General features: G+C 63.7%; 14 protein-coding genes, 2 tRNA genes and 1 riboswitch. All 16 genes read left to right on the forward strand.

Annotated elements, in window-relative coordinates; all coding sequences use genetic code 11:
- Positions 1-20 precede the first annotated feature (20 nt).
- The 16 genes from LNV08_RS14750 to LNV08_RS14825 all read left to right on the forward strand — a co-directional run bounded on the left by LNV08_RS14750 (position 21) and on the right by LNV08_RS14825 (position 15,111).
- Positions 21-788 carry a sulfite exporter TauE/SafE family protein gene (locus tag LNV08_RS14750; RefSeq protein WP_263534488.1) on the forward strand — a complete coding sequence of 256 codons (768 nt, stop codon included), beginning with the start codon at positions 21-23 and terminating at the stop codon, positions 786-788.
- A 99-nt stretch (positions 789-887) separates the two neighbouring features.
- On the forward strand, positions 888-2,594 hold the full coding sequence (locus tag LNV08_RS14755; protein WP_263534489.1) for a nitrite/sulfite reductase: 1,707 nt from the start codon (positions 888-890) through the stop codon (positions 2,592-2,594).
- Positions 2,595-2,608: 14 nt separating this feature from the next.
- Complete coding sequence (locus LNV08_RS14760; RefSeq protein WP_263534490.1) at positions 2,609-3,097, forward strand: DUF934 domain-containing protein; 489 nt, start codon at positions 2,609-2,611, stop codon at positions 3,095-3,097.
- Complete coding sequence (locus tag LNV08_RS14765) at positions 3,094-3,885, forward strand: phosphoadenylyl-sulfate reductase (RefSeq protein ID WP_263534491.1); 792 nt, start codon at positions 3,094-3,096, stop codon at positions 3,883-3,885. Before LNV08_RS14760 ends, LNV08_RS14765 begins: the two co-directional genes overlap by 4 nt.
- Positions 3,882-4,841: a sulfate adenylyltransferase subunit CysD gene (gene cysD, locus LNV08_RS14770; RefSeq protein WP_263534492.1), complete on the forward strand. Its 960-nt coding sequence runs from the start codon at positions 3,882-3,884 to the stop codon at positions 4,839-4,841. Before LNV08_RS14765 ends, cysD begins: the two co-directional genes overlap by 4 nt.
- Positions 4,841-6,169: a sulfate adenylyltransferase subunit 1 gene (locus tag LNV08_RS14775; RefSeq protein WP_263534493.1), complete on the forward strand. Its 1,329-nt coding sequence runs from the start codon at positions 4,841-4,843 to the stop codon at positions 6,167-6,169. Before cysD ends, LNV08_RS14775 begins: the two co-directional genes overlap by 1 nt.
- Before the next feature lie 4 nt (positions 6,170-6,173).
- Positions 6,174-6,974 carry a uroporphyrinogen-III C-methyltransferase gene (gene cobA / locus LNV08_RS14780; protein WP_263534494.1) on the forward strand — a complete coding sequence of 267 codons (801 nt, stop codon included), beginning with the start codon at positions 6,174-6,176 and terminating at the stop codon, positions 6,972-6,974.
- A gap of 86 nt (positions 6,975-7,060) precedes the next feature.
- The gene (fdxA, locus tag LNV08_RS14785) at positions 7,061-7,384 is read left to right on the forward strand and encodes a ferredoxin FdxA (RefSeq protein ID WP_263534495.1); all 324 of its coding nucleotides are present in this window, start codon (positions 7,061-7,063) and stop codon (positions 7,382-7,384) included.
- 44 nt (positions 7,385-7,428) lie between these two features.
- Complete coding sequence (locus LNV08_RS14790) at positions 7,429-8,553, forward strand: NAD(P)/FAD-dependent oxidoreductase (RefSeq protein WP_263534496.1); 1,125 nt, start codon at positions 7,429-7,431, stop codon at positions 8,551-8,553.
- A 196-nt stretch (positions 8,554-8,749) separates the two neighbouring features.
- A riboswitch (TPP riboswitch) is annotated at positions 8,750-8,854 on the forward strand.
- Between the two features lie 71 nt (positions 8,855-8,925).
- A complete protein-coding gene (locus LNV08_RS14795) occupies positions 8,926-11,079 on the forward strand; it encodes a TonB-dependent siderophore receptor (protein ID WP_263534497.1) in 2,154 nt (717 codons plus the stop codon).
- Between the two features lie 36 nt (positions 11,080-11,115).
- Positions 11,116-11,191: transfer RNA gene (locus LNV08_RS14800), tRNA-Asn, on the forward strand.
- 96 nt (positions 11,192-11,287) lie between these two features.
- Positions 11,288-11,363 (forward strand) — tRNA-Asn (locus LNV08_RS14805).
- Positions 11,364-11,440: 77 nt separating this feature from the next.
- On the forward strand, positions 11,441-11,830 hold the full coding sequence (locus LNV08_RS14810; RefSeq protein ID WP_263534498.1) for a glutaredoxin family protein: 390 nt from the start codon (positions 11,441-11,443) through the stop codon (positions 11,828-11,830).
- A 107-nt stretch (positions 11,831-11,937) separates the two neighbouring features.
- Entirely contained in the window at positions 11,938-12,840 is a 903-nt protein-coding gene (locus LNV08_RS14815; protein WP_263534499.1) for an N-acetylmuramic acid 6-phosphate etherase, read from the forward strand.
- Positions 12,841-12,889: 49 nt separating this feature from the next.
- Positions 12,890-14,023, forward strand: coding sequence for an acyltransferase family protein (locus LNV08_RS14820; protein ID WP_263534500.1), 1,134 nt, complete (start codon positions 12,890-12,892; stop codon positions 14,021-14,023).
- 122 nt (positions 14,024-14,145) lie between these two features.
- Positions 14,146-15,111, forward strand: a complete 966-nt coding sequence (locus tag LNV08_RS14825; protein WP_263534501.1) for an N-acetylglucosamine kinase — start codon at positions 14,146-14,148, stop codon at positions 15,109-15,111.
- Positions 15,112-15,123: the final 12 nt, after the last annotated feature.

A 15,123-nucleotide genomic window follows, 5' to 3' on the forward strand; every position in this document is an offset into this window, starting at 1 on the left:
GCCGCTCAACAAGGAGATTCATGGACTGGATTGCAGTATTGAGCGGCTTGGGTGTCGGCATCATCGTCGGGATCACCGGCGTGGGCGGCGGCTCCCTGATGACGCCGCTGCTGCTGTCGGTCTTCAAGCTCAGCCCGGCCGTCGCCATCGGCACCGACCTGTGGTTTGCCGCGCTGACCAAGGTATCGGGCTCGGTGGCCCACGCACGCCACGGCCATGTGAAGTGGAAGTTGACCGGCCTCTTGTTGGCCGGCAGCATCCCGGCTTCGATCGCCACCGTCGCCGTCATGCACATGACCGAGATCACCAAGGGCTGGGCCAGCACCCTGACCTTTTCGCTAGGCATCGCCCTGCTGCTGACCGCCGTGGTGGTGGCCTTCAAAAAGTCTTGGCAATTGGTGGGGCTGCGCCTTGAGCGCTACATCCCCGAGTCGCGCAAACCGGCCTTGACGGTGGCTTGCGGCGTGATTTTGGGCGTGTTGGTGTCGCTGTCATCGATCGGTGCCGGTGCCATTGGCGCGACGTTGATCCTGCTGCTCTACCCGCGCCTGGAAGCCCGCTACATCGTCGGCAGCGATATTGCGCACGCCGTTCCCCTGACACTCGTCGCGGGCATTGGCCATGCGACGCTGGGCAATGTAAATTGGGCGCTGTTAGTGCCGCTGCTGCTCGGCTCGATGCCCGGCATCTGGCTGGGCGCGCAGCTGACGCGCCGCCTGCCTGACAACGTCGTGCGCGGCCTGCTTTGCGGCTCGCTGGTTCTTGCTGGCTGGAAAGTCATTCACTGAAACAATGCTCCCACGCTCACTCCGTTCGCTGCCCTCCGAGAGGGCGCAGGCCGCTCTTGGGGCGGCCCGGCGAGCGACCTAACTCCTCTTCGAAGAACTATGTACGCCTACACCGACTTTGACCGCCAATTCGTCCACGCCCGCGCGGCGCAGTACCGTGACCAGCTGGAGCGCCATCTGGCCGGCAACTTGCCGGACGAGGACTTCCGCCCGCTGCGCTTGCAAAACGGCTGGTATGTGCAGCGCCACGCGCCAATGCTGCGCGTGGCCGTGCCTTATGGTGCCTTGAGCAGCGCGCAGCTGCGTCAGCTGGGTGCCATCGCGCGTGAATTCGACCGTGGCTATGGCCACTTCACCACCCGCCAGAATCTGCAATACAACTGGATCCCGCTGGACAAATCGGCCGACGTGATGGACCGCTTGGCCGCAGTCGACATGCACGGCATCCAGACCAGCGGCAACTGCATCCGCAACATCACCAGCGACTGCTTTGCCGGCGTTGCACATGACGAGCTGGTCGACCCGCGCCCTTATGCCGAAGTGTTGCGCCAGTGGAGCACGCTGCACCCCGAGTTCGCCTTCCTGCCGCGCAAGTTCAAGATCGCGATTTCGGGCACGACGGAAGACCGCGCCGCGATTGCCTGGCATGACATCGGCCTGCAATTGCTGAAGAACGCGGCCGGCGAGGTCGGTTTCAAGGTCTTGGTTGGCGGCGGCATGGGCCGCACGCCTATCGTCGGCCAGGTCATCAGCGAATTCCTGCCTTGGCAGCAGATCCTCGTTTTCATCGAGGCCATCGTGCGTGTTTACAACCGCTACGGTCGGCGCGACAACGCCTACAAGGCGCGCATCAAGATCTTGGTCAAGGCCGAGGGCCAGGCCTTCTTCGACGACGTGAACGCCGAGTTCAAGCAGATTCTGGAGCTGGACGCCGGGGGCCAAGAGCACCTGATTCCGCAGGCCGAGCTGGACCGCGTGGCGGCCTGCTTCGTCACGCCGGCCGGTGTGCAGGCAAGTGCCACGACGGACATCTTTGCCGGCGTGGGGGCTGGGACTTACAAACGCTGGCTGGAGCGCAATGTGGCGCGCCACAAGCTGAAAGGCTACCGGGCGGTGACGCTGTCGCTGAAGCGCGCCGGCATCGCCCCCGGCGACGCCACCGACGCGCAGATGGAAGCGGCGGCCGAGCTGGCCGACCGTTACAGCGCGGCCGAGCTGCGCGTCAGCCATGACCAGAACCTGGTGCTGCCCTGGGTGCGCGAGACCGATCTGCCCGCCGTCTTCGAAGCCGCCCGCGCACTGGGCCTGGCAACACCGAATATCGGCCTGCTGACCGACATGATCGCCTGCCCCGGCGGCGACTTCTGCGCCCTGGCCAATGCCCGCTCCATCCCCGTGGCGGCCGCCATCACCGAGCGCTTCGAGGACCTCGACGAGCAGTACGACATCGGCGACATCGACCTGCACATCAGCGGCTGCATCAACAGCTGCGGCCACCACCACAGCGGCCACATCGGCGTGCTCGGCGTCGACAAGGACGGCAAGGAGTGGTACCAGATTTCGCTGGGTGGCTCGGACGGCTCAACGCTGTCGGGCCAATCCGTGCCAGGCCGCGTGATCGGCCCCTCCTTTGCCGCCGACGAAGTAGCCGATGTGATCGAGTCCGTCATCGATACCTACCGCGCCCAGCGCAGCAGCCAAGCCGAGCGCTTTATCGACACCGTGCGCCGCATCGGCCTGGAGCCCTTCAAGGCGCCCGCTAACGCCGTGCGAACCGTGACTGGCGTGCCCAGCTCAGCTCACTGAAAGACCAGAACATCATGAAGTTTATTGATAACCACAATCAGCAGTGGCACCACGTGGTCGGCGAAGACGGCCCTATGCCGCACCCCGATCCAGCGCCAAACATCCTCCTGAGCCTGGAGCAATGGCATGCGGTGCGCGACCATTGGCCGGCCGGTTTGGTGACAGCGGTCGAGTTGAACAACGACTTTGATATCGAAGGCTTGGTCGCCGATCTGCCTCGCCTGACGATGATCGCGCTGAAGTTCCCGAAATGGGTGGACGGCCGCGCCTACAGCCAGGCTAAGCTCTTGCGTTCGCGTTACCGCTTCGCCGGCGAGATCCGCGCCACCGGCGAAGTCTTGGTCGACATGCTGCCGCTGCTGGCCCGCACCGGCTTTGATGCGGTGCACATGCGCGCCGACCAGTCGAAGGCCGCGGCCGAGCGCGCGCTGGGCTTCTTCAAAGGTCATTACCAGGGCGATGTGGACGCCAAGCAGCCCTTGTTTGCACGGGGTGAGGCATGAGCGGCGAGGTCTTTTCGCTACCGGGCGCAGCGACCAGCGCCCCGGCCATCAAGCTCTACGCTCGAGAAACTGCCGGCTTTGCCGAACGCCTGGCCAAGACTGTCGAGCTTTTGCAAGAGGCTTCACTTGATCATGGCAATGGCCTGCTGCAGTCCAGCAGCCTGGGCGCCGAAGACATGGTCATCACCGACCTGATCGCCCGCCACAAACTGCCGATCAGCATCGCCACGCTAGACACCGGCCGCTTGCATGCCGAAACGCTGGCGCTGCTGCCGCAGATCGAGGCGCGCTATGGCCTCAAGATCGCTGTCTACAGCCCGGTCAATGATGCGGTCGTCACTTTCGTGCGTGTGCGCGGCGCCGACGCCATGTATGAGAGCCTGGCGCTGCGCAAGGAATGCTGTGCGATTCGCAAGCTGGAACCGCTAAGCCGCATGCTGGAAGGCCACACCGCCTGGATCACTGGCCTGCGCCGCGAACAGTCCAGCAACCGCGCTGTCGTGCCCTTCAGCGAAACCGACAACAACGGCCGGACCAAGATCAACGCGCTGGCCGACTGGAGCTGGGCCGATGTCTGGCATTACATCGCCACGTTTGACGTGCCCTTCAACGCGCTGCACGACCAGTTCATGCCCAGCATCGGCTGCGCGCCCTGCACGCGGGCGATCTCCGTCGGAGAAGATTTCCGCTCGGGGCGCTGGTGGTGGGAGGACAGTTCGGCCAAAGAGTGCGGACTGCACGCCACTCGCCAAATTTCAGAAGCAGAAAAGACTGGAGCCTCGGCATGAACGCCCCCGTGAACCTGAACCAATTGCTGCCGAATATCGACCACCGCCACCTCGACCACCTGGAAGAAGAAGCCATCTTCATCCTGCGTGAAGTGGCCGCCGCCTTCGAACGCCCGGGTCTGCTGTTCTCCAGCGGCAAGGACTCCTGCGTGGTCTTGCGTCTGGCCGAAAAAGCCTTCAAGACACGACAAGCCGATGGCAGCTACAAAGGCAAGCTGCCCTTCCCGCTGGTGCATGTAGACACCGGCCACAACTTCCCCGAAGTGATCGCCTTCCGCGACCAGTTGGTGGCCGAATCGGGTGACCGCCTGATCGTCGCGCACATGGACGAGTCGATCAAAAAAGGCACGGTACGCCTGGCCTATCCACTGGAGTCGCGCAACGGCCACCAGACCGTCACGCTGCTGGAGGCAATCGAAGAGAACCGCTTTGACGTGCTGATCGGCGGCGCCCGCCGCGACGAAGAAAAGGCGCGCGCCAAGGAGCGTATCTTCAGCCACCGCGACAGCTTCGGCCAATGGCAGCCCAAGGAGCAGCGGCCCGAGCTGTGGAGCTTGTTCAACACGCGGATTCGGCCGGGCGAGCATTTCCGCGCCTTCCCGATCAGCAACTGGACCGAGCTGGATGTGTGGCTCTATCTGGCGCGCGAGAACATCCCGCTGCCCAGCCTGTACTACAAGCATGAGCGCCAGGTGATTCGCCGCAAAGGCTTGCTGGTGCCGCTGACCGAGGTGACGCCGCCGGAAGCCGGCGAAGTGGTCGAGACGGCCACCGTGCGCTTTCGCACCGTCGGCGACATGACCTGCACCTGCCCGGTCGAAAGCAATGCCGCAACCGCCACCGACATCGTCGCCGAGACGCTGACCGTGACCGTCAGCGAGCGCGGCGCCACCCGCATGGACGACAGAACTTCGGAGGCCTCGATGGAGCGCCGCAAGAAGGAAGGATATTTCTGATGACAACCGTGACTGAAAAAATCGTCCACGACAGCGAAGTCGACACCCACCACCGCGCCTTGCGCTTCCTGACCGCCGGTAGCGTTGACGACGGCAAGAGCACGCTGATCGGCCGCCTGCTGTTCGACGGCCAAGCGATCCTGGCCGACCAGCTCGATATGCTGGAAAAGCGCGCCGCCGGACAGCCCCTGGACCTGAGCCTGCTGACCGACGGCCTGGAGGCCGAGCGCGAGCAAGGCATCACCATCGACGTGGCCTACCGCTATTTCGCCACCAAGTCGCGCAAATTCATCATCGCCGACGCGCCCGGCCATGAGCAGTACACGCGCAATATGGTGACCGCCGCCGCCGGATCGGACGCCGCCGTGGTGCTGGTGGACATCACAAAGCTGGACACCAGCGTGGACGCGGTCACACTGCTGCCGCAGACCCGCCGGCATAGCCTGTTAGCGCATCTGCTGCGCGTGCCCAGCATCGTCTTTGCCGTCAACAAGCTCGACGCGCTGGAGCAACCCGGCCCAGCTTTCGCGGCGGTCAGCAAAGCCTTGCGCGCTTTTGCCGAGCAAGCCGGCATTGAAGTCACCGCCATCGTGCCAGTGTCGGCGCTGCGCGGCGACAACGTGACCCAGCCGCTGGACGGCGAATGGGCGACTTGGTACCAAGGCCCCTCGCTGCTGCAAGTGCTGGAAAGCCTGCCCGGTGTGCAGGAAAAAGTCGAAGGTGGGCTGTCGATCCCGGTGCAATATGTGGCGCGTGAACCTGGCGATGCCGGTGATGGCGTTGGCCATCAGCCGCGCACGCTGTGGGGCCGCATCGCCCATGGCCAGGTCAAGGCGGGCGACCAGATCCAGATTTTGCCCAGCGGCCAAACGGCCATCGTCGCCGAAGTGCGGCGCGCCGGCGAGACGGTCGCGCATTGCGTCGCCGGCGAGTCGGCCGGTGTGCTGCTGGACCGCCAACTCGACGTCTCGCGCGGCGACTGGATCGTCACGCCCGGCTCGGCCACGCCGACGCAAAGCTTTGAGGCGACGCTGGCCTGGCTGGACACCGAGCCGGCAGTCGCTGGGCGCAAGTATTGGCTGCGCCATGGCAACCGCTGGGTGCAGGCGCGTATCAGTGCGATTGAGCACCGCCTGGACATCCATACCCTGGCCGAGCAGGAAGCCGCCGAAATCAAGGTCAACGAGATCGGCCATGTGCGCATCGAAACGCAAAGCGCCCTGCCGGTTGAGCCTTATGCCAACAACCGCATCGGCGGCGCGCTGATCGTTGTCGACCCGACCAGCAACCGCACCAGCGGCGCCCTGCTGGTGCGCGCAGCGAGCTGAAGCGATGAGCAAGACCAAAGGCCGAGTCATCTTCGTCAGCGCCGGCCCGGGCGCGGCCGACTTGATCACCGTGCGCGGTGCGCGAGCTTTGGGCGCGGCCGAGGTCGTCTTGTTCGACGCCTTGACCGACCCGGCCCTGCGCGAGCTGGCGCCGAACGCGGTCTGGATCGACGTCGGCAAGCGTGGCTTTTGCCATTCCACCAAGCAAACCGCCATCAACGCGACCCTGGTCAAGCAGGCCTTGAGCCACAGCCTGGTGGTGCGCTTGAAGGGCGGCGACGCCAGCGTGTTTGGCCGCTTGGAAGAAGAGTTATTGGCCTTGGCCGAGGCCGGCATCGCCAGCGAAGTGGTGCCCGGCGTGACCGCCGCGATTGCCGCTGCCGCGCAAACGCAGCGCCCTTTGACACGGCGCGGCACGGGCCGCAGCGTCAGCCTGACGACGGCGATGACACAGTTGGGCGAGTTGCAAGCCGCACGCTCGGCCGACACCGAAGTCTTCTATATGGCCGGACGCCAGCTCGGCCCCTTGGGCCGCAAACTGATTGAGGCCGGTTGGCCGGCAGATACGGCGGTCAGCGTGGTCTCCAAGGCGGGCTGTGTCGATGCCTTGGCCAGTGATCACCGGGTGGATTCGCTCGCAGCGGCCTCGCTGCTGCACAAGGGCCGGCCGACCGTGGTGACCGTTGGCGCTGGCGCCAAAGCGCTGGCTTTGCCACCACCGCAAGCACAGTCCGCGCCAACAAATTCCAGCATCACGCCGGGTCTTGCGACGCATCAAGCCGGCATGAGCACCCCAAGCGATTAAAATCCGCGTTTTGCCGCCGTTCAGCCTCAGAGTGAAATGGCATTGCGCGGCAATTCAGACCAAACAACAACACGAGCTGCACCATCATGACCCACGTCGTCCTCGAATCATGCATCCGCTGCAAGTACACCGACTGCGTCGATGTCTGCCCGGTCGATTGCTTCCGCGAAGGCCAGAACTTTCTGACCATTGATCCCGATGAGTGCATCGACTGCGCCGTCTGCATCCCTGAGTGCCCGGTCAATGCGATCGTGCCGGAGGAAGATGTGCCCGGCAATATGCAGCACATGATCAAGCTGAATGCCGATCTGGCCAAGAAATGGCCCAGCATCACCAAGCGCCACGCCCCGCTGCCGGACGCTGATGACTGGAAGGATCGCACGGGCAAGCTGCCCGAGCTGCTCCGCTAATTTGTAGAACGCCGCCTGGCTCCAAGCTCAGGCCCCAAGAAAAAATGGATGCTCAATTGAACGCAGAGATTGCCACGACGGCCGACACCCACCCAGTGCCCGGACCCGACGCGATTCAGACCGATGCCGTCATCGTCGGCGCCGGTCCGGTCGGACTGTTCCAGGTTTTCGAGCTCGGATTGCTCGAAGTCAAAGCCCACATCATTGACTCGCTCGCCTACCCCGGCGGCCAATGCATCGAGCTGTACCCGGACAAGCCGATCTATGACATCCCGGCCGTGCCCATCTGCACCGGCAAAGAGCTGACTGACAACCTGCTCAAGCAGATCGAGCCCTTTGGCGCGACCTTCCACCTGGGCCAGGAAGTCACCACCGTCTTGAAGCAAGAAGATGGCCGCTTCTTCGTCGAGACCTCCAAGGGCACGCAGTTCCTGACCAAGACCATCTTCATCGCTGGCGGTGTGGGCTCGTTCCAGCCACGCACGCTGAAGGTCGACGGCATTGACAAGTACGAGGGCAACCAGCTCCATTACCGCGTTCGCAACCCGGCGCAGTTCGCCGGCAAGAACCTGGTGATCGTCGGCGGCGGTGACTCGGCACTCGACTGGGCGCTGAACTTCTGCGCCGGCAATGCCGACGGCAGCGCCAACAAGGCCGAGAGCGTGATCCTCTTGCACCGCCGCGACGGCTTCAAGGCCGCGCCCGCCTCGGTCGCCAAGATGCGCGAACTCTGCGACGCCTACGAGATGCAATTCGTGGTCGGCCAGGTGACGGACATCGTCGAGGCTGACGGCGTTCTCACCGACATCAAGGTCACCGGCGGCGACGGCGTCACCCGCGTGATGCCTTGCGAACAGTTGCTGGTGTTCTTCGGCCTTTCTCCGAAGCTGGGCCCGATCGCCGAGTGGGGCCTGGCACTGGAGCGCAAGCAGATCGTGGTCGACACCGAAAAGTTCCAGACCAGCGTGCCGGGCATCTTTGCCGTGGGCGACGTGAATACCTATCCAGGCAAGAAGAAGCTGATTCTGTCGGGCTTCCATGAATGCGCGTTGGCTGCCTTCGGCGCCATGCCTTACATCAGCCCGGACAAGCGGATTCATCTGCAGTACACGACCACCAGCCCGAAGTTGCACAAGGTGCTGGGCGTCGAGTCACCCGTCTTCGACTAAGGGGGAGGCTCGCGAGAAGCCGCCCCAGCGTCGTTGCATCGCCTTGCCGTAGCGCTGCTACTGTCTTCGGCGATGCGCCTAGCTGGAACGGCTTTGAGCAAGCCCTGCGGCCATGTCGCTTCTCTAGATTGGCCCGCGAAATGCGGGCCTTTTTCATGGGCCGATACAATGCGGCCCAAGCAGCGATTGAGGTCGCTGCCTTCGCTAGGGGTGCTGATTCATTGCAATTTGAATCGGCTGAGAAAGTCCCTTTGAACCTGATTGAGGTAATCCTCGCGCAGGGAAGCAAGCATCACGGTCCACGTCCTTCTCTCCTTTTCTCATGACGTGAGAGTCCCGTCGTTTGCCGCCCTGTCATCGCTTGCTGTTCCGATGACAACAACAACTCCAATTTCCAAGAAGTCCTTGCTGGCCGCTGCGGCCGGCCTGATCTGCGGCACTGCCGCGCTGGCGCAAAGCCTGCCCACAGTATCTGTTGCCGGTCGCGCTGCCGACACACCCTCGCAAGTCGGGGGTTTCGGTGAAATTCCGGTCGCCAAGCTGCCCCTGCAGCTCAGCCTGATCAGCAGCGAGCGCCTGCTCGACGCTGGCATTAACGCGCTGTCTGGACTGACCGCGCTGGACGCCAGTGTCGGCGACGCCTATAACGCGGCAGGCTATGTGTCCTACCTGAAGATTCGCGGCTTCGACCTCGACAACCGTTTTAACTACCGCCGCGACGGCTTGCCCATCAATGCGGAAACCGCCTTGGCGCTGGGCAACAAGGCAAGCGTCGAGATTCTCAAGGGCAGCAGCGGCATCCAAGCCGGCACCAGCTCACCCGGCGGCCTGGTCAATATGATCGTCAAACGGCCGACAGCTCAGCCCATGACGGTGCTGGGTTTGTCACTCAGCGAGCGCGGCACGACCGAGGCGAGCTTGGACTGGAGCCAACGCTTCGGCGAGGGCCAAGCCTTCGGCCTGCGAGTCAACGCAGCCGCCGCCGAGCTCAAGCCTCAATTGCGCGACGCCGAGGGCCGCAGCCATTTGCTGGCCATGGCAGGCGACTGGCGCTTGTCGTCTGACACCCTGATCGAGGCCGAGTTCGAGCTGAACAAGCAGAGCCAGCCCAGCCAGCCCGGCATGAGCATGCTGGGCGACAAGCTGCCCAGCGCCAAAGACTTCGATCCGCGCATCAATCTGAACAATCAAAGCTGGACGCAGCCGGTGGTGTTTGACAACAGCCATGCATCGGTGCGCGTCACGCAAAAGCTCAGCGCCGATTGGCGCGCGCAGGCGCACTTGGGCGTGCAGCGCCTGAAGACCGATGACAGGCTGGCCTATGCCTATGGCTGCACCGCAGCGGACGGCAACTATTACGCTGATCGCTACTGCCCCGACGGCAGCTTCGACATGTACGACTTCCGCAGCGAGAACGAGCGCCGCAATAGCGAGGCTCTGGATCTGTCTTTGGCAGGCAAGTTGGCGACGGGCAGCATCACTCACCAAATCAGCACCGGCGTCTTGCTCAGCCGCTTCAACAGCCGCTTTCAAAAGCAGGCCTATAACTGGGCCGGCACCGGCACCATAGACGGCAAGGCCATCACCATCGCCGACCCCAGCCTCACGGACGAGAACACCAACCGCGACGAGCGCAGCACGGAGTTCTATCTGCGCGACGCCCTCCAGCTCAGCGCCGACTGGCAAGCCTGGGCCGGCCTGCGCCATACGCGACTGGAGCGCGACAGCGTGCGCACCGATGGATCGCGCGCCACCGGCTACACGCAGAACATCACCACGCCCTGGCTGGGCCTGAGCTACGCGATCAACAGCCAACTGATGGCCTATACCAGCTGGGGCGAAGGGGTAGAGAGCGAAGTCACACCGAACCGCGAACGTTATGGTGACGCTGCCGGCCGTGCCCTGCCCGCCTTGACCAGCCGCCAGGTAGAAATCGGCCTGAAGGCCGGCAGCAACACCGTCGATTGGTCGCTCAACTGGTTCAACACCAGCCGCCCCAAATGGGCCGATCTGGGCGAATGCTCGGACAGCAAGCCGGGCAGCTGCGTGCGCCGCGCCGATGGCATCGCTCGCCATCAAGGCCTGGAAGCGCAGGCCGACCTGAAATGGGCCGGCGGTGGCCTGCTGGCCAGCGCGATGCAGCTCAAGGCACGCCGCGAAGACAGCGCCGAAGCAAGCCTCAACGGCCTGCGGCCCGAGAACGTGGCCGAGCGTAGCCTGCGCCTGCAAGCACGCCAAGATGTCGCCGCCTTGAGTGGCCTGCAACTGCAAGCCGGACTCGTCTATGAAGGCCCACGCGCGGTGCTTGCAGACAACAGCGTCAGCATCCCTGGCTGGACCCGCCTGGACGCCGGCGCCCGCTTCGAGCAGGCATTGATGGGCCGGCAGTTGCTGGTGTGGCGAGTCGGTGTCGACAATTTGACCGACAAGCGGGCCTGGAAAGAGTCGCCGTTCCAGTTCGGCCATGTCTACCTCTACCCGCTGGCGCCAAGAACTTTCCGCGCCAGTTTGGAATACCACTTGTAAAGCCTAGGAAAACTGGTCTATAATCTGAGGCTCTGTTCCTCGATAGCTCAGTCGGTAGAGCGCCGGACTGTTAATCCGTAGGTCCCTGGTTCGAGCCCAGGTCGAGGAGCCACAGAAAACGAAAAAGCCGCTTGATCGCAAGGTCAAGCGGCTTTTCCCATTTATGTAGGCCTACTCTTTTGAGTCAAGCCTGCTGACACCGAATAATTCCTCGATAGCTCAGTCGGTAGAGCGCCGGACTGTTAATCCGTAGGTCCCTGGTTCGAGCCCAGGTCGAGGAGCCAAACTAAACCCCCAGCATCTTCCAAGGTGTTGGGGGTTTTTTCATAGCCGCTCGCTTTTCCTATTACGGCCCACCTTCATGAAACCACTGATCCGACTCTTCTTCAGAACCTTGCGCATCGTGCTCGGCCCCGTCATGCTGCTGAAAGAGCGCTTGGCCCGCCCGGCACCCATGAAGCGCAGCGCCGAGGCCCAAGCCAAGGTCGATCAGCAATGCGCCAGCCTGGCCTTGTATCAATTCAAGACCTGCCCCTTCTGCATCAAGGTTCGGCAAGAAATCCACGCGCTGGCTTTGCCTATCGCTCAATTGGACGCTCAGCACGACGAAGGCAATAAAGCCACGCTGATGCAGGGTTCGGGTGCCAGCAAGGTGCCCTGCTTGAAGATCACCGAAGCCGATGGCTCGGTGCAATGGCTGGGCGAATCCGGCGCCATCATTGCTTACTTGCGGGGACGCTTCGCGGGCTAAAGCCCGCTCAGCGACACAATTACCTGCCGTTATGGCCAACACGCCGCTCGTGATTGGCACAAATGCAGCTTGGCCCTTAGAGTGTCACGAGACTCCGGGGCCACCTCATGCTCAAGACCGAATCTCCCAGCAGCTCGCATCCAGAGTTGGATCAGTACGCGCTGCCTGAGCTGATTTCCTGCTTCATCGAGGATCAGACCGACGCCGTCAATGCGGTGCGGCTGGCCGCACCTCAACTGGCGCGCGCCGTCGCCGAGGCCTTGCCGCGCATACAGGCCGGCGGCCGCTTGATTTATGTCGGCGCCGGCACATCCGGGCGCCTGGGCGTGCTGGACAGCGTCGAGTTGCACCCGACTTTTTCCTGGCCCCATGAGCGCGCACTGGCTTTACTGGCGGGCGGCCCCTCGGCCATGTTTGTGGCGGTCGAGGGCGCCGAAGATGATGAGCCCCAAGGCGCGCTAGACCTGCGCGCACTTCAACCCAGGGCCAACGACGTGGTTTTGCTGCTGGCAGCCTCGGGCGCCACGCCCTATGTGCTGGGCGCGCTGCGCGAGGCCCGCCACGCCGGCGCCTTGACCCTGGGTTTTGCCAACAATCCGAATGCGCCAGTGGCCGAGTTGGCCGACATCGGCATCACCCTGGACACCGGCCCGGAAGTCATTTCGGGCAGCACGCGGCTGAAAGCCGGCAGCGCGCAAAAGATGGCGCTGAACACCTTTTCCAGCGCCTTGATGGTCAAACTGAACAAGGTCTACGGCAATCTGATGGTGGACCTCAAGGCCAGTAACGCCAAACTTGTGCGGCGTGCGCTGGCCATGACGATGCAGGCCGGCGCGGCCGATGAGGCGAGCGCGCGGGCCATGCTTGAGGCCTGCGGCAATCACGTGAAGCTGGCCGTCGTCGCGCTGCGGCTGCAGCTGCCTGTCGAGCAAGCGCGAATCGCGCTGGAACAGGCCGACAGCAACGTCAGGCAGGCGCTCGCAGGGGGCAAGGCCAGCACGCTGGCTTGATTGATTGATTGAATATGCAAGAACCCCGGCGTGAGCAAGCAGGGCCGCCATGAAGCAACGCCTGCTCTCGCTGGACGCCTTCAGAGGCTTCACCATCGCCGCCATGCTGCTGGTCAACAACCCCGGTGACTGGGCGCATCTCTACCCCTCTTTGGCCCACGCCAAATGGCACGGCTGGACCTTCACCGACTGGGTCTTCCCTTTTTTCGTGTTCATCTGCGGTAACTCGATGAGCATCAGCCTGACTCGACGCATCGAGCTCGGCGACGAGAAACTGCTCTTGCTGCGGCAAACCGCGCGTCGCGCGCTGCTCATCATCGCCCTGGGCCTGCTGCTCAACTTCATCCCGAGCTTCAGTTTGAGTGAACTGCGCATTCCCGGCGTCTTGCAGCGTTTGGGCTTGTGCACCTTGCTGGCGGCTCCGATCGTCTTGTGGTGTGGCTGGCGGGCCCAGCTGTGGTGGGCCGTCGGCCTGCTGGTCGGCTATAGCCTGATACAGCTTTACGTGCCGGTGCCGGACGCACAGGGCATCTGGCACCGCGGCTCGCTACTGCCGGGCGAAGACGTCGGCGCCTGGCTTGACCGCGCGCTGCTGGACGGGCACTTGTGGCAGCACAGCAAGACCTGGGACCCCGAGGGCTTGCTATCGACGCTGCCCGCGCTGGCAGGATTGTTGGCCGGCGCCTTGACCGGCCAATGGCTATTGAGCAAGCGCGAGCCGAGTGAAAAGCCGCAAGGCTTGATGGTGGCGGGCCTTGCCTGCCTTGGCTTGGGCGAATTGCTGAACGTCTGGCTGATGCCGATCAACAAGAGCCTTTGGACGCCGTCTTACGCAGTCGCGATGACGGGATGGGCCTTGCTCATCTTCGTGGTTTTCTACTGGCTGCTGGACGCCATGCCCAGCGCTCGTTGGCGCAGTTGCTTGAGTCGAGGCGCCCGCCCGCTGCTGATGTTGGGCATGAATGCCTTGTTCATCTTTACCCTGTCGGGCCTGCTGGCCAAGCTGCTGGGACACTGGCAGCTCAGCAAGGCTCAGACGCTGAAGGCTTGGCTCTACGGCCCTATATTGGCGCTCGAAATGCGCCCCGAGAACGCCTCGCTGCTCTATGCGCTAGCCTTCACGGCAGTGCTCTGGCTGATGGCTTGGGCGCTCTGGGCGCGGCGCTGCTTTATCAAGATCTAGCTGTAGTGCTGCACCTGGCCCCACCCGGCAAGGCACTGAAACTCCGGCCCATTCTGAAAAGTTATGCCTTGCGCCCGCATTGACATTTGCTTGCTCAGCACGCCAGCCCTAGGCTGACGGCCATGAATGTCGCCCCTGCCCAGTTGTCAAAAACAGCCCCGCCAACAAGTTTGGGGCTGGGCATTGATGCTGGCGGCACGCAGACCCGCTGGGCGCTGGCCCGTGCCGGCAAGGTGTTGGCGCAAGGCGAGGTAGCCGGCCTGAGCGGCTTGCAAATGGCGGACGAGGGCGGCCGTGCCGAGTTGCGCTGCACCTTGGCTGCGCTGGCGGCTGCACTTCAACCCTACGGCCCAATAGGCGCCATCCACGCCGGCATCACCGGTTTGCCGGACAGCGATCTGCAAGGCATCGCCGAGATGAAATGCTTGTTGGCCCAGAGCTTGGCGATGACACCGCAAGCGATCCATTGCCGCAGCGACATCCGACTAGCTTGGCACGCCGCCTTCAGCAACAAGGCTGGCGGCTATTTGATTTATGCCGGCACTGGTTCGGTGGCCGCCTTTGTCGACTCGGAAGATCGGCTGCACCGGGCCGGTGGACGCGGCCTGCTGCTCGGGGACGAAGGCAGCGGCGGCTGGATAGCCGCCCAAGCCCTTGCCCAGGTCTGGCGCATGGAAGACGCCGCACCGGGCAGCGCCATGGCCGAGTCGGCGATGGCGCGTGCCTTGTTTGCGGCCATGGGCAGCAGCGACTGGACCAGCACCCGTGCCTATGTCTACAAAGGCTCACGCGGCCAGCTTGGTCAACTGGCCCTGGCCGTTGCCGCCAGCGCGCAGGAGGACCCGCGTGCAGCTGCGCTGCTGCGCCGCGCCGGCCAAGAGTTGGCTCGCTTGGCTGAGGCGATGGTGCAACGCTTCGGCCCGCGCCCTATCGTGCTGGCAGGGCGCGCGCTGACGCTTAGCCCGCTGATCGAACACAGTCTGCGCCAGCATCTGAATAAGGCGCTGGGCCCGGCGGCCGACATTCAGCTGCAACAATTACAGCCGCAAAGACAGGCGGCGCTGGCCGCCGCCCTTGCGGCCCCTTGAAACTCTGCCTCC

Origin of the sequence: Paucibacter sp. TC2R-5 (genome assembly GCF_025717605.1) — a bacterium.
Classification (GTDB): domain Bacteria; phylum Pseudomonadota; class Gammaproteobacteria; order Burkholderiales; family Burkholderiaceae_C; genus Paucibacter_A; species Paucibacter_A albus.

Excerpts from the sequence above, each read along its gene's own strand:
- LNV08_RS14750 (WP_263534488.1), top strand. The coding sequence starts at position 21 with ATGGACTGGATTGCAGTATTGAGCGGCTTGGGTGTCGGCATCATCGTC.
- LNV08_RS14755 (WP_263534489.1), top strand. The coding sequence starts at position 888 with ATGTACGCCTACACCGACTTTGACCGCCAATTCGTCCACGCCCGCGCG.
- LNV08_RS14760 (WP_263534490.1), top strand. The coding sequence starts at position 2,609 with ATGAAGTTTATTGATAACCACAATCAGCAGTGGCACCACGTGGTCGGC.
- LNV08_RS14765 (WP_263534491.1), top strand. The coding sequence starts at position 3,094 with ATGAGCGGCGAGGTCTTTTCGCTACCGGGCGCAGCGACCAGCGCCCCG.
- cysD (WP_263534492.1), top strand. The coding sequence starts at position 3,882 with ATGAACGCCCCCGTGAACCTGAACCAATTGCTGCCGAATATCGACCAC.
- LNV08_RS14775 (WP_263534493.1), top strand. The coding sequence starts at position 4,841 with ATGACAACCGTGACTGAAAAAATCGTCCACGACAGCGAAGTCGACACC.
- cobA (WP_263534494.1), top strand. The coding sequence starts at position 6,174 with ATGAGCAAGACCAAAGGCCGAGTCATCTTCGTCAGCGCCGGCCCGGGC.
- fdxA (WP_263534495.1), top strand. The coding sequence starts at position 7,061 with ATGACCCACGTCGTCCTCGAATCATGCATCCGCTGCAAGTACACCGAC.
- LNV08_RS14790 (WP_263534496.1), top strand. The coding sequence starts at position 7,429 with ATGGATGCTCAATTGAACGCAGAGATTGCCACGACGGCCGACACCCAC.
- LNV08_RS14795 (WP_263534497.1), top strand. The coding sequence starts at position 8,926 with ATGACAACAACAACTCCAATTTCCAAGAAGTCCTTGCTGGCCGCTGCG.
- LNV08_RS14810 (WP_263534498.1), top strand. The coding sequence starts at position 11,441 with ATGAAACCACTGATCCGACTCTTCTTCAGAACCTTGCGCATCGTGCTC.
- LNV08_RS14815 (WP_263534499.1), top strand. The coding sequence starts at position 11,938 with ATGCTCAAGACCGAATCTCCCAGCAGCTCGCATCCAGAGTTGGATCAG.
- LNV08_RS14820 (WP_263534500.1), top strand. The coding sequence starts at position 12,890 with ATGAAGCAACGCCTGCTCTCGCTGGACGCCTTCAGAGGCTTCACCATC.
- LNV08_RS14825 (WP_263534501.1), top strand. The coding sequence starts at position 14,146 with ATGAATGTCGCCCCTGCCCAGTTGTCAAAAACAGCCCCGCCAACAAGT.